We start from the raw sequence: 13,743 nt of genomic DNA, 5'->3' as shown, positions 1-13,743 counted from the left end.
TCTTTATATTCATACCTTAGTCTTAATTGAGACAGAGCAAGAATATTGGTATGATAGTAGAACAGTCAAAAAAAGAAATTATTACAATTAAATAAGTCTCAAGTTAAAGATTTTGGACTCGTAATTTAGTTGAGAAGGGTAAGGGTCAAAAGTTTTTATTTACCCTTTAAGTGTCCAACAAAAAAATATTGAGTACGATAGGAATAGAAGCAAAGTAAAATTTGCAAGTTATCACTTGGGTCAAAAGAATTTAGTATAGTCAAATAATTATAGATGCTATATTTATGCAGTTAGAAACCCAAAAGCGCTATTACACACCTGAAGAATATTTGGAACTTGAAGAAAAAGCAGACTATAAAAGCGAGTACCGGGATGGAGAAATTGTACCGATGACGGGTGGAACTACCAATCATAATAAAATTGCAGGCAACTTTTATGCTTACTTGAAGTTTGCTTTAAAAGGCAAAAATTATGATGTTTATATTGGTGATGTCCGTTTGTGGATACCCCGTTATCGGCAACATACATATCCAGATGTCATGGTAATCGAAGGAGAACCGATTTACACAGGAACTAATACAACAACAGTAATGAATCCGTTATTAATTGCAGAAGTTCTCTCTAAATCCACCAAAAACTATGACCAAGGTGATAAATTTCTTTATTATCGCTCTATTCCAGAATTCCAAGAATATATTTTAATTGACCAATATGAGTATCATGTAATGCAATATGTAAAAACTGCCGCGAGTCAATGGTCATTTACAGAAATTGAAGGTGAATCTGCAACTTTATCACTGCAAACTGTGGATTTTCAAATTGAATTGCGAGACCTTTACGAGAAAGTTAATTTTGCAGAAAATGACGAAGATTAAGAAAAATTGTAATTAATAATTGATATTGCAACCTAAATTATTATAAATAAAGGCACAAACAATGTTGTGCCTTTATAGGTGGCTGATTAAATTGAAAATTGCTGGAATAGAAAATACCTCACTACCAAACTTATAAATCCTTGTTCGGGTTACATGGATTTGTGGTAGTTATGATAGCCACTGTTTTAAATTGTTAATAGTTGCGCTCAGAATAGCTTATAACATAGGACGAGTTCTAGCTTTATAGTCCATCAAAGCGCCTTGACTAATTACAGTGCGTCCATTTCTTCTGCTAGTGGGAATTTGCCCTTTTTGCAAAGCCATATAAAGAGTACTTTGATCTACACCTAAAAATCTAGCAGCCTGTACAAATGAAGTACCCTGTTTGGGTATACTTCCGTTCCTTCTCTTTCGATTTGTGAATGATCTGAACATGGCGAAATGTGAAGAACTACTTAAGAAATCTCAACTTCTGACCGAACAAATCGCAGAATTAACAATAATTCACAATCACGACAAAATACCCCCTACTTGTTTAGAGGGAGACAACACAGCCAATTCGATTTTTCTCTAATTAGATTGGAATCGAATTCGATTATAACAAATTATGAGGAAAGAACAGTTTCAAACCCTACTGCAATTTTTCAAAGTGTTGGCAGACGAAAGTCGATTAAAAATTGTAGGTATATTAGCAAACCAAGAGTGTAGTGTTGAAGAGCTAGCAGTGCTATTGCAACTTAAAGAACCGACAGTGTCACATCACCTGTCAAAACTCAAGGAATTAAATTTAGTAACTATGCGCCCAGAGGGTAATAGCCGCTTTTACCATTTGGATAGCGAAGTTTTACAAAGTCTCAGCCAAGAAATTTTCACCCCAGAGAAAATGGCATCCTTAATAGAGGATGTAGATGTTGCAGCTTGGGAAAGCAAAGTCTTAAAGAACTATTTGGAGAGTGACAGCAAGAATCTTGAGGAAGTACCACGCCTCAAGGAAATTCCCGCTAGCCGCAAAAAGCGCTTAGTCATTCTCAAGTGGCTGGCGAGTAAATTTGAAGAGGGGGTTCAGTATCCAGAACGAGCAGTGAATGAAACTCTCCAGCTTTACCATCCTGACTACGCTACTTTGAGGCGAGAGTTAATTGGCTATAAGCTAATGACGCGAGAAGAAGGCGTTTATTGGCGGATATGAGGGATTGGGGATTGGGGAACTCGGTGCCCCCTCTGGGGATAAGGGGTAATGGGGATTGGGGATTGGGTACAAGGGGGAAGGGGGAAAAGGGGAATAAATAATGAACACCAATTACCAATTACCTATGCCCAATGCCCAATGCCCCATGCCCAATATATTATTTCCCCAAATAAGCTTCTAAAACTTGGGGATTAGTTTGAATTTCTGCGGGTGTACCGTCGGCTAAATTTTGTCCTTCAGCAAGTACCCAAACACGATCGCACAAGGACATAATTACGTCCATGTTGTGTTCGATAATTAGAAATGTCAGGCCATCTTGGCGATTCCAGTTGAGAATGCGATCGCAAATATCATCAATTAATCTGGGATTTACGCCGGCTGCTGGTTCATCTAACAAAATTAGCTTGGGATTTGTCATCAAAGCGCGCCCCATTTCTAGCAGCTTGCGTTGTCCCCCAGATAAACCACCTGCGTAGTCATGGGCTTTTTTGGCTAAACCGACTGACTCTAACAAAAACATGGCTTGTTCTTGCAGTTGCTTTTCTTCTTTGGCGACAATGTGGGGTTGCAATTGCACTTGCCAAAAATTTTCCCCGGTTTGTTTTTGCGCCGCTAGTAGCATATTTTCTAACACCGACAACCGCGAAAGAGTCCGGGCTACCTGAAAAGTGCGGACTACTCCCTGCTGGGCGATTTGGTATGGTTGCAGGTGGTGAATTGGTTCACCGTCAAAAATCACTCGTCCTTTATCTGGGCGAATGAAGTTAGAAAGTAAGTTAAAAAAGGTGGTTTTACCAGCACCATTGGGGCCAATTAAGCCTGTAATACTGCCTTTTGCTACTTCGATATTGGCATTATTCACAGCTTTAATGCCACCAAAGCTTTTAGAAAGCCCAGTAGCCGCTAATAGGGGAAGTGGGGGTGATGGGTTATTTACCAAGGGTAAGTTCCTCCTTTTTCCCTAAGATACCTTGTGGCCGCCAAATCATTAGTACCATCAAAATTAAACCAATCACCATGATGCGGAATGCGCCGAGACGGGCTTCGTCTAGGGGAATAATTTTCGGTAAAACTTCGCGGGTAATGGCATCGTAAGCAAAGTAAATCACCGTACCTAAAATTGTGCCGATATTATTCCCAGAACCGCCTAAAATTACCATAATCCAAGCGTCAAAAGTGAGCTGTGGTTGGAAATTATCGGGGTAAACAGCACTGAGTTGCCAAGCAAAGAAACCACCAGCAATCCCCGCGATCGCACCGCCTAACATTAGTGATTGTAGTTTATACCAAAAGACATTTTTTCCCAGCGCCTTGGGAATTTCCTCATCTTCGCGGATGGCTTTTAGCACTCTACCCCAAGGCGATCGCACTAACATTTCCAACCGCCAGAAGACGAATGCTAAGACTAACAGCGCCACCAGCATTAAACCTGCTTTGGGGATGTAGTTATATAAACTGATGATGCCAGAAACATAAACAGCTATTGCCAGCAGCCCCAAGATTATCCCTACAACTAAACGTGATATAAATTCCTGTTTGTTGGTTTTGCGCGTTACATTCTCAGTAGCACCAGAAATACGAGTAACATTAATCCATCGCCACAATGAAAACGCAGTCACCGCTAAAAGCAGCGTCAGCAATCCCATCATCACAAATCTGAAAAATAAATTCGGCGTTTCCGAAAAAGGAATAGGGTAACTTTGTACACCAAATGCCCCAGATATCCAAGTATCGCCCACTGGTAAATCTTGGTTATTCACCACCAACCGAATTAGTTCTCCCACCCCAATGGTGACAATCCCCAAATAATCTTCGCGCAAGCGCAGAGTAGCAAACCCAATTACCAACCCCAACAACGCCGCCACAATCGCCCCCACAATCGCCGAAACAAGTATAGGAACACCTTTGAGGCTTAATAATACTGTTGTATAAGCACCCAAGGTCATAAAAGCGATATGACCAAAATTAATTAACCCTGTAAAACCCCACTGCAAATTCAGTCCCAAACTAAACAATGCAAATGTGGCTGTAGAAATTGCTAAAAATATTAAATATTCAAACATAGATATTTAGTTATTTGTCATTTGTCATTGGTAATTGGTGTTTGTTCCCCTCATCCCCCTCTGCTCCCTCTGCTCCCTCTGCTCCCCAGTCCCCAATCCCCATTACCCCTTATCCCCAGAGGGGGCCCCGAGTTCCCCAGCCCCCAATCCCCAATTCCCCATAGTTTATAACCATTGCTGAACAAATGGGCATACTATTGTGTGGTGAGGGCTAAGAGGAGAAATATGAACTTGCTGCGAACGAGAATTCATCACTTAGTCGATCTGTTAGCGGATGAGGATCTGCCAAGTACTTGGGCTGCTGTCTACAATTTGCATTGTGATTGTTATATGCTCAAAGCGATAGAACAAGCCAAGCGATCGCAACAACCGTGGGATATATTAACCCAAGAAGAAGCGATCAGACAGTTAATGTATTTTGGAAGTGAAACTTAAGTGATTCTGGAAGTACGCTATACCAGGTCATTTCTCTTAGACCTGAAAAGTTTAGAAACATCTGCTTATGAGCGGGTGTATAATTTTGTCTTTTTTGAATTCGCTCACCATTGGCAGATGCGATCGCTCCCAGAATTTCGTCAGCTTGATGATGAGGCAATATTTCACCGCTTTACTATAGATGAATATTTAGTTGGCATCGAAGTGAGGGGCGAAATTGTCAAATTTTTGCGTGTCATCCCTATGCCAGATGTCTAAGCCCAGAGCTGAGGTCAACACTTAAAACTGTATAAGGCAAAGCAGGGATCGCTATAGCCTTACATTAAACTGGTTTGTGAAAAACACGTTAAGTTGAGATTTCCCTTATGGATGCTAAAGCACTTTGGCAACGATACCAGGATTGGTTATATTTCCACGAGGGATTAGGGCTGTATCTTGATGTTAGTCGGATGCGGTTTGATGATGCCTTTGTGGAGTCGTTGCAGCCGAAGTTTGATCAGGCGTTTGCGGATATGGCGGAACTGGAGAAAGGTGCGATCGCTAATCCGGATGAAAATCGCATGGTTGGACATTACTGGTTGCGGAATCCCGATTTAGCACCAACTCCAGAACTCACTCAAGAAATTGTCCAAACCTTAGAACAAATCGAAGCCTTTGCAGAGAAAATCCAAACAGGTGCTATTCATCCTCCTAGAGCTAATCGTTTTACCGATGTCATCTCTATAGGTATTGGTGGTTCTGCGCTTGGCCCCGAATTTGTCGCCGAAGCCCTATCCTCTGATTTTCCACCCCTGAAAATTCACTTTATCGATAATACCGATCCCGCAGGTATTGATCGCATTCTGACTCAGTTACGAAATAGCCTCGCTAGCACTTTAGTTTTGGTGATTTCCAAATCTGGAGGTACACCAGAACCACGTAACGGGATGATTGAAGTTAAAAAAGCCTACGCTGGGCAAAATTTAGACTTTGCTCAATATGCAGTTGCTATTACCAGCGCTGACAGTAACCTCGATAAAGTCGCCAAATCTGAAGGCTGGCTGGCAAGATTCCCCATGTATGATTGGGTGGGAGGACGCACCTCAGAAATGTCTGCTGTGGGTTTAGTACCAGCTGCATTGCAAGGCATTGATATTCGCGCCATGCTAGAAGGTGCGAAGGAAATGGATGATGCTACCCGTGTAGCTGATTTGAAAAATAACCCAGCAGCTTTACTGGCTTTGTCTTGGTACTATGCCGGTAATGGTAAGGGTGAAAAAGACATGGTGGTGCTGCCTTACAAAGATAGCTTGCTGTTGTTCAGCCGCTATTTGCAACAGTTGGTTATGGAATCCTTGGGTAAAGAAAAAGACTTAGATGGTAACACCGTCTACCAAGGTATCGCTGTTTATGGCAACAAAGGCTCAACCGATCAACACGCCTATGTCCAACAGTTGCGCGAAGGTGTACCCAATTTCTTTGCTACCTTAATCGAAGTTTTAGAAGATCGTAAAAGTCCCTCTCCCGAAATTGATCCTGGTGTAACATCAGGCGATTACCTTTCTGGTTTTTTGTTAGGAACCAGACAAGCGCTGTATGAAAATCAGCGTGATTCCATCACAGTTACTATTCCCCAAGTCAATGCGCGTACTGTCGGGGCGTTAATTGCTTTATATGAACGTGCTGTTGGCTTGTATGCAAGCTTAGTCAACATCAACGCTTACCATCAACCAGGGGTTGAAGCTGGTAAAAAAGCTGCCGCCGCGATTCTTGACTTGCAAAAACGTGTCCTAGAAGTACTGCAATCAACAAAATCTGCTCTAACTCTCGATGAAATTGCCGAGAAAGCAGGTGCATCTCAAGAAATTGAGTCTATTTACAAAATTCTGCGTCATCTACAAGCCAATCAACGAGGCGTAGTCTTTCAAGGTAATCTCGCACAACCCAGCAGTTTAAAAGTTTCTGTCAGCTAACAAAATATAGCTTACAAATCAATCAAACTACCTTTCCATATTGTTGAATTGACAACAATTTTTTATCTTTAAGCATCCTGGCGATTGAAGCGTAAACTTCTATTCTCAGGGTGCTTAACTGTATTTAAGGGACTTCCAAGTAAAAAAATATTCCATTGCTATTGTTCATTGTTGACTGTTGACTGTTGACTGTTGACGGTTCACAGTTAACAGTCAACGACTTAAAGGGAATAATTTATTTTTTGGAGTTCCCTAAGTAGAGGAGTGCAATTAAAGATAGCTGGTCATTGGCACTTCACAGTCAATAGTACTTAAATTTGCTATACTACTATATAGTAGTATAATGAAAATATAAAACGACATTCTAGTCTGTAGCCTTAATTACCCATTTCTATTGATATTGCAGTTTTTGTGAGCAGGATGTCAGAAAATCTGGCGTTTTAGCTCTGAGGTATTGTTACATCTATTTTGAATAATGGAGTTTAAAAAATGACAAGCGAACGAAAACGCCTTTTGATTGTTGGTGGTGTTGCTGGTGGTGCTTCTTGTGCAGCGAGGGCGCGCCGTTTATCGGAGACTGCAGAAATTATTATGTTTGAAAGAGGTCAGTATGTCTCTTTTGCTAACTGTGGACTGCCTTACTACGTTGGTGATGTGATTACTGATGAGCAAAAGCTGATCGTTGCGAATGCAGACTTATTCAAACATAGGTTTAATATCGATGTGCGATTAGAAAATGAAGTGCTGGACATAGATCAAGAAGCAGCCACAATTCAAGTAAAAAACAATAAAACAGGCGCAATTTACCAAGAATCTTACGATGCTTTAGTACTAGCACCAGGAGCAGCCTCAATTCGACCCCAACTACCAGGAATTGACTTACCGGGAATTTTTGCTGTGCGAACTATTCCTGATAGCCGTCGGATTCGAGAATGGATTGAGCAAAAGCAAGTCAAGCGCGCTGTAGTTGTGGGTGGAGGCTTTATCGGCTTAGAAATGACCGAAAATCTTCTGCATCGCGGGATAGCAGTGACTTTATTACAAAATCAATCTCAGGTGATGGCACCTCTAGATCCAGAAATGGCAGCGCCAATTCACGATCGCCTAGAAGCGCATGGTGTGAAGTTGCGTCTAGGGGATGGAGTCGTTGGGTTTGAATCTAACCCTGATGGCACCATTAACGCGATCGCAGAATCTGGAGAAATCCACACCACAGATTTGGTAATTTTAGCAATTGGTGTCCGCCCAGAAACCACACTGGCTAAGGCTGCGGGGCTAGAGATTGGTTCAAGGGGAGGGATTCGCGTTAACGAACAGATGCAAACTAGCGATCGCCGCATTTGGGCTGTGGGGGATGCAGTGGAGGTACAAGATTTTGTCACTAAAGAATGGACTTTCATTCCTTTAGCAGGCCCGGCTAACCGTCAAGGGCGAATAGCTGCCAACGCTATTTTCGGTAGAAATACTACTTTTCGAGGTGTACAAGGAACCTCAGTATGTGGCTTATTAGGATTAGCGATCGCTTCCACAGGTGCGAATGAGAAAACACTCAAGCGCTTAGGTTGGAGCTATGACAAAGTTTACCTACATCCTGGGCATCATGTTGGTTATTATCCCAACGCCAAGCCGATTAATATGAAGCTGCTGTTTTCTCCCGTCGATGGCAAAATTCTCGGAGCGCAAGCCGTGGGAGAAGATGGGGTAGAAAAGCGTATAGATGTGATCTCAATGGCAATTCAACTAGGAGCAACAGTGTATGACTTAGAAGAAGCTGAATTATGTTATGCTCCTCAGTTTGGTGCAGCCAAAGACCCAGTAAATGTGGCTGGGATGATTGCAGCTAACGATCTAAATCAAGATGCACCTTTGGCACATTGGGAATATTTAGCAAAATTAGATGGCTTACTTTTAGATGTGCGTGGGGTGAATGAGTTTGCAGCAGGCCATGTAGAAGGAGCAATTAATATTCCCCTTCCTGAATTGCGTCAGCGCATGAGTGAACTACCTGCAGAAAAAGAGATTTGGGTTTATTGCCAAGTCGGACAAAGGGGTTATTACGCTACTCGTGCTTTAAGGCTAAATGGTTTTAATGCTTATAACCTCAGTGGCGGTTTTAAAACTTATCAGGCGAGCAAAAACTAATCTATTTAGAAATAGCTTCAATGTAGGCTGATATCAATTCACATAATGTTTGCAACAGATAAAGTCCATGTAGGGAACATCGACCATCTTGTGATACATCAAATTATCTTACTGGTGCCGTGCCCTACTTATCTGTAAATACAGTTCAGTTAAGAAAATTAATTGATAACAAAACCAAAAAACTAGTTACTCAACAAAAAAACCGAACAATAATTTTGGAGGGGGTTTGGGGGACGCAACCGTCACCCAATCGGGGGTTTGGGGGATTCTCCCCCAATTGAGTTAACTGTTTCCACAAGTGACAAATCAATCTCTAATGAAACTAAACTGTATTGACTTATCTGTACTTAGCAACTGGCAATCTGCTGTAATTCGTGAGATAGAATCGGCGTTTCTTTCTGCTTTAAAGGAATTTCAATCCAAAATTCTGTGCCTTTACCTAATATTGACTCACACCTTAAAATTCCCGCGTGCTTTTCTACAACAATCTGATAACTAATAGATAAGCCTAAGCCTGTACCTTTACCTACAGGTTTAGTTGTGAAAAATGGGTCAAATAGTTTTGACTTTACATCTTTTGTTATACCTGGGCCATTATCTGCAATTCTCACAATAATCCGATTATTATTAACAAGTTCGGTACGGATTCTAATTTGGCTACGATTTTTTTGAGTATCTGAGTGAGAATGCTGATTGAGATAATTCTCTAGAGCATCAATAGAATTATTAATAATATTCATGAATACCTGATTTATTTGCCCAGGATAGCACTCTACTAAAGGTAATTCCCCATATTCTTTGATGATTTCAATACCAATCGGATGCTCTGGTTTGGCTTTCAGCCGATTCTGTAAAATTAGTAGCGTACTATCAAGACCTTCATGAAGATTAACTGCTTTCATTTCCGCTTCATCTAAGCGCGAAAAATTGCGTAAACTCAGCACAATTTCCCGAATGCGATTAGTACCAATTCTCATAGAAGAAAGTAGTTTTAATAAGTCATGAGCAATAAATTCTAAATCAACTGTTTCACAAAATTCCTGAATTTCGTGAACAGGATGAGGATAGTGTTTTTCATAAAGTTTTAGTAGTTCTAGTAACTCTTGTACATATTCATCGGCTGGGGTGAGATTACCATGAATAAAATTAACTGGATTATTAATTTCATGAGCAATCCCAGCAACTAATTGTCCTAAACTAGACATTTTTTCTTGCTGAATGAGTTGTGCTTGAGTTTGTTGCAACTTATGCAAAGTATCACTGAGTTTTTCAGCTTGAGCTTGCGCTGCTAAGGTGGCGGTACGACTTTGTGTATAAAGTTGTGCATGGTCAATGGCAATTCCTAATTGATCGGTGACAGCTTGCAACAAGTTGATTTCACTATTTTCCCAAACACGTTCGCCGCTACAATGACTACAAACAATTGCTCCTAATTCTCCCGTATTACTACTAACTGGTAGCAATAATAAAGAAGTAATACCAAACTCAGTCAAGAATTTTTCGATATGCTCTTCAATTTGGCGATCGCTATCAATATTGTGAATACAAATTAGCTCTTGATGCAGCAGATGTTTCGCTAAAAAAGAGTATTTTTTCAGCGAAATTACACTTAATATACTAGGTAATTCCGGCTGACGTGCTTCATGAGTAATAGACAAGCTAGTTTGAGAGAATTCAGGTAAGTAACGGATAAAGTAGCAACGGTCAATTTGTAGTAAACTGCGGATTTCTCTCACAGCAGTTTCCAAAATAGTATCGAGTTCCAAAGAACTACGGATTTGGCTAGCTAAACCCAGCAGTAAAGCTTCCCGACGGCTGAGAAGCTGTGCTTTTGCCCAAATTCTATCAATGGCTACAGCGATATTATTAGCTATCCAATTGAGCATATTATGAGTAGGTTGGCTCAAAGATGCACAGCTAAATAAAGCCATAATACCTACTAATTCTTCTTCCACTATTAATGGATAGGCAGAAAAGAGTAAGTTTGATGAGATATTGTCTAGATTGCCAATGTGGTAATTTGTTTGTAAGTCTTGATTTAATATTACTTGATGATTTTGATTGATTGCGTCAATAACACTGTTAACTAATAAAGTTTGATTAGGGAAATTTTGCAGGTTAGTTAAGATGCTACAGCTACTATCTGTACAAGTCACCCCCGCTTGAAATTGAATATCTTTTGTCTGTTGTTCTCCAGTCCAAATCCCCACAAAAGCAACATCTAGATATTGCGATATTGTATGTGTACACTGTTGAATAATTTTATTCAAAGTACCACTTTGAGCTAAGATTAAACTAACTTCTGCACTTAATAATGAAAGTTGCGATCGTTCTCGAATCGCTAACTCGGAAAGTTTACGCTGAGTAATATCGGTACGAATCGCGACATATTTCTCCGGTCGCCCGTCTGCAGATAGCTTTGGTACTATAGTTGTTTCTACCCAATAAAAACTACCATCCTTGGCTTTATTTTTGATTTCTCCTTGCCAGATTTTTCCTTGAGAAATAGTTTCCCATAATTGCACGAAAAATTCTTTGCTGTGATAACCAGAATTGATAATTCTGTGGTTTTTTCCTATCAGTTCTTCTCTGGAATATTGAGAGGTTTTGCAAAATTTATCATTGACATAAGTAATCCTTCCCTTGTGATCAGTAATTGCTACCAAAGAATGGGCATTTATAGCATATTTTAAATTTTCTGATTCTTGCAGAGAATTCCAGAGAACGATTTCTTGCTCTTTAGTGGCAGTAATATCACGAGCTATGGCATAAATTAACTTTTCCTCTTGGAAAGTTGTAGAATTCCATGACAACCATTTATAAGAGCCATCTGCACAAATATAGCGATTTTCAAAGCAAATTCTATCTATTCCCGTTGTCAATTTCTGTGCTTCTAAAATTGTAGATTCGCGGTCTTCTGGATGCACAAATTCAATAAATGGTTTAGCAAGTAGCTCTTGATTTGACCAGCCTAAAATTTTATGCCAAATTGGGTTAATATGTTTGAAATAACCATCAAACCCAGCAATACAAAGTAAATCTATAGAAAGAGAGAAAAATCTCGAATATTTAGCTACCGACTCTACATCTTCTAATTGAAATGGCTGTTGCATATACCAAGAACTTATAAATTTTGAAATTTTTCATTAGGTGTAAATTGAGTACATTTTCACAATTTCACCAGTCATGCCAATTACCTACTAAATTCAGCGGAAAAATTTAGCCTTCGCCTAGTAAGCACTTAGTGCTTTGGAAAAGGCCAATCTGTTTTCCAGTTAAGCTTTAACCAAAATTTCTATTTACCCAGTTTTCTATTAGATTTAGATTTCCCGAAAAGACTATAAAGTAAACGTGAATTTCACAAAATTTAAATAAGAAATATTAAGTCGGAATCGCAGTGCAATTAAAGAGAGTCGGTAAGGGCTGTCATTAGTCATTTGTGAGCCACTGGTTCCCCTGCTTGTACCGCTAACGCGGAACCCAAAGGGTTGTAAGCTTATTTAAGTTTCGTAACATAGTTGGGTTTATTTCCAGCAAATTGATATTACGTTAGCCCAACCGACAATTTATCCTTAACTGAACCGTATTGTTTCATAGGTGGCTTGAGGCAGAAAATTAGCATTACATCTGTCTTCAGTAAGGTTAAATTTCTATTTGTGTCTGCTACTTTAGATAGCAAAAAAATTATTTTACAAAATAGACTTAGTTGCCTATAAATCTCTAAAAACTGTCTTTTTGCCAGATTTTAACAATTATTTTTGGAAATTTATATACTTCTATCTTCAGTAAGGTTAAACCACAGAAATAACTTTGTTACGGTTACCTAAGTAATCAAAAATTTCAGCGGAGTTTGTAATGACATACACCCAAACCAACGATCCAACTATCAGAGAACAGGTTCAAGCTTGGCAAAAATTGGATGTGGATCAACAGCTTGCTTTGTTTTGGTTTATCTACAAAGAGATGGGTGGCTCAATTACACCAGCAGCACCCGGTGCAAGTACTGCTTCTTCAGATATTGCAGAAGGGTTATTCAATCAAGTTAAAGAATTATCTCACGAAGAACAGTTACAACTTCAGCGTGATTTAATTAACAAAGTTGACACTCAACTTTCTCGTCAATACGGTTCTTTAGGTGAAACGACAAAGTTACTCTTTTGGTATCGCTTATCTCAAGGTATGGATAACGGTACTATCATTCCTATGCCATCCGATTACAAGCTGTCTTCAGATGCTCAAGCTTTGTTAGATAGAATTAAAGGATTAGCTTTTGAGCAACAGATGACTCTTTTCCGTGATTATGTTGCACCTATGGGTGCGGAAGCGAAATCTGGTGCTGCACTTTAATTTTTGAATTCTTCCATCTGCTGTAGGATGCGTTAGCGTTAGCGTAACGCATTCTACTGGACTGACACAGCTAATTTGATGCAATAGCAAAAATTCATCAGCGTTTATCTGCGGTTAATTTAATCAAATCTAATGCCTCATTTTAGGCGTGTCAGTCCACTACCTGAATTTCAAAAATCGAATATGAGTCCTATAAACGCGATCGCACTACTGTATTCATTCAAGCATTATTATATAATCATTCGGTAATATAATCTAATAAAGCAGAATATTATATTTTTTTACCAAAATTGCCTACCTCTACTTCTAGGTTGAGTACATACGCTCAAGTGAGAAGCTGGTATTTTAGTAGCAATTATTTCACCCAACTACAGATTCAATCGCACGGATTAATTGTTGTTTAGTGAATGGCTTAGTTAAATAAACATCTGCTCCTTGTTTCATTCCCCAAATTCTATCGATGTCTTGATTTTTTGAACTACAAATAATAATTGGTAGTTTTTGGGTTGCAGGATTTTTTTTCAATTGACGACAGAATTCAAAACCACTAAGTCCTGGCATCACAACATCAGTGATAATCACATCAGGTTGGTGATTGACTGCTTGATTCAGCCCGTCTTTAGCATCATAAGCCTTGAGTACGATATAACCACTGTCTCCCAGATAACTATTAATTAATTCTAATTGAGAGGGAGTATCTTCAACAACTAAAACGGTAGGCATATAAGTAAGGATTCAGG

The 13,743-nt window shown here is 39.7% G+C and carries 12 protein-coding genes; 7 read left to right on the top strand and 5 right to left on the bottom strand.

The annotated features are described in order from the left end of the window. Positions 1-284: 284 nt before the first annotated feature. Positions 285-875, top strand: a complete 591-nt coding sequence (locus HG267_RS20395; protein ID WP_045873385.1) for a Uma2 family endonuclease — start codon at positions 285-287, stop codon at positions 873-875. A 216-nt stretch (positions 876-1,091) separates the two neighbouring features. On the opposite strand, the gene HG267_RS20390 is transcribed toward HG267_RS20395, so the two are convergent. Continuing rightward, positions 1,092-1,310, bottom strand: a complete 219-nt coding sequence (locus tag HG267_RS20390) for a helix-turn-helix domain-containing protein (RefSeq protein ID WP_045873386.1) — start codon at positions 1,308-1,310, stop codon at positions 1,092-1,094. Positions 1,311-1,482: 172 nt separating this feature from the next. On the opposite strand from HG267_RS20390, the gene HG267_RS20385 reads away from it, so the two are divergent. Then, positions 1,483-2,064: a metalloregulator ArsR/SmtB family transcription factor gene (locus HG267_RS20385; protein ID WP_045873387.1), complete on the top strand. Its 582-nt coding sequence runs from the start codon at positions 1,483-1,485 to the stop codon at positions 2,062-2,064. A 157-nt stretch (positions 2,065-2,221) separates the two neighbouring features. Here HG267_RS20385 and HG267_RS20380 read toward each other — a convergent pair whose 3' ends face one another. Both HG267_RS20380 and HG267_RS20375 read right to left on the bottom strand, forming a co-directional pair. Then, positions 2,222-3,004, bottom strand: a complete 783-nt coding sequence (locus HG267_RS20380; protein WP_045873388.1) for an ABC transporter ATP-binding protein — start codon at positions 3,002-3,004, stop codon at positions 2,222-2,224. Further along, complete coding sequence (locus HG267_RS20375) at positions 2,994-4,127, bottom strand: branched-chain amino acid ABC transporter permease (protein ID WP_045873389.1); 1,134 nt, start codon at positions 4,125-4,127, stop codon at positions 2,994-2,996. Before HG267_RS20375 ends, HG267_RS20380 begins: the two co-directional genes overlap by 11 nt. Positions 4,128-4,352: 225 nt before the next feature. On the opposite strand from HG267_RS20375, the gene HG267_RS20370 reads away from it, so the two are divergent. The 4 genes from HG267_RS20370 to HG267_RS20355 all read left to right on the top strand — a co-directional run bounded on the left by HG267_RS20370 (position 4,353) and on the right by HG267_RS20355 (position 8,656). Then, positions 4,353-4,562 carry a hypothetical protein gene (locus HG267_RS20370; protein WP_045873390.1) on the top strand — a complete coding sequence of 70 codons (210 nt, stop codon included), beginning with the start codon at positions 4,353-4,355 and terminating at the stop codon, positions 4,560-4,562. Next, the gene (locus HG267_RS20365) at positions 4,563-4,820 is read left to right on the top strand and encodes a hypothetical protein (RefSeq protein ID WP_045873391.1); all 258 of its coding nucleotides are present in this window, start codon (positions 4,563-4,565) and stop codon (positions 4,818-4,820) included. 107 nt (positions 4,821-4,927) lie between these two features. Then, entirely contained in the window at positions 4,928-6,514 is a 1,587-nt protein-coding gene (locus HG267_RS20360; protein WP_045873392.1) for a glucose-6-phosphate isomerase, read from the top strand. Between the two features lie 489 nt (positions 6,515-7,003). Continuing rightward, positions 7,004-8,656, top strand: coding sequence for an FAD-dependent oxidoreductase (locus tag HG267_RS20355; protein WP_045873393.1), 1,653 nt, complete (start codon positions 7,004-7,006; stop codon positions 8,654-8,656). Between the two features lie 347 nt (positions 8,657-9,003). Here the strand turns inward: HG267_RS20355 and HG267_RS20350 are convergent, their stop codons facing one another. After that, positions 9,004-11,769, bottom strand: coding sequence for a PAS domain S-box protein (locus HG267_RS20350; RefSeq protein WP_045873394.1), 2,766 nt, complete (start codon positions 11,767-11,769; stop codon positions 9,004-9,006). Positions 11,770-12,511: 742 nt separating this feature from the next. Between HG267_RS20350 and HG267_RS20345 the strand changes: the two genes are divergently transcribed. After that, positions 12,512-13,003 (top strand): orange carotenoid protein N-terminal domain-containing protein, encoded by a 492-nt coding sequence (locus tag HG267_RS20345; RefSeq protein WP_045873395.1) that lies wholly within the window; start codon positions 12,512-12,514, stop codon positions 13,001-13,003. Positions 13,004-13,363: 360 nt separating this feature from the next. Here HG267_RS20345 and HG267_RS20340 read toward each other — a convergent pair whose 3' ends face one another. After that, a complete protein-coding gene (locus tag HG267_RS20340; RefSeq protein WP_045873396.1) occupies positions 13,364-13,726 on the bottom strand; it encodes a response regulator transcription factor in 363 nt (120 codons plus the stop codon). Between the last annotated feature and the right edge of the window lie 17 nt (positions 13,727-13,743).

The organism is Tolypothrix sp. PCC 7601, from assembly GCF_025677855.1.
GTDB classification, from domain to species: Bacteria; Cyanobacteriota; Cyanobacteriia; order Cyanobacteriales; family Nostocaceae; genus Aulosira; species Aulosira diplosiphon.
Note: the sequence above shows the minus strand (reverse complement) of the source record. Positions and strands in the feature narration are given on the sequence as shown.

Bases quoted from the DNA above. Each gene is read 5' to 3' on its own strand.
- HG267_RS20370 (WP_045873390.1), top strand. From the start codon at position 4,353: ATGAACTTGCTGCGAACGAGAATTCATCACTTAGTCGATCTGTTAGCG.
- HG267_RS20355 (WP_045873393.1), top strand. From the start codon at position 7,004: ATGACAAGCGAACGAAAACGCCTTTTGATTGTTGGTGGTGTTGCTGGT.
- HG267_RS20360 (WP_045873392.1), top strand. From the start codon at position 4,928: ATGGATGCTAAAGCACTTTGGCAACGATACCAGGATTGGTTATATTTC.
- HG267_RS20375 (WP_045873389.1), bottom strand. From the start codon at position 4,127: ATGTTTGAATATTTAATATTTTTAGCAATTTCTACAGCCACATTTGCA.
- HG267_RS20395 (WP_045873385.1), top strand. From the start codon at position 285: ATGCAGTTAGAAACCCAAAAGCGCTATTACACACCTGAAGAATATTTG.
- HG267_RS20345 (WP_045873395.1), top strand. From the start codon at position 12,512: ATGACATACACCCAAACCAACGATCCAACTATCAGAGAACAGGTTCAA.
- HG267_RS20340 (WP_045873396.1), bottom strand. From the start codon at position 13,726: ATGCCTACCGTTTTAGTTGTTGAAGATACTCCCTCTCAATTAGAATTA.
- HG267_RS20350 (WP_045873394.1), bottom strand. From the start codon at position 11,769: ATGCAACAGCCATTTCAATTAGAAGATGTAGAGTCGGTAGCTAAATAT.
- HG267_RS20385 (WP_045873387.1), top strand. From the start codon at position 1,483: ATGAGGAAAGAACAGTTTCAAACCCTACTGCAATTTTTCAAAGTGTTG.
- HG267_RS20390 (WP_045873386.1), bottom strand. From the start codon at position 1,310: ATGTTCAGATCATTCACAAATCGAAAGAGAAGGAACGGAAGTATACCC.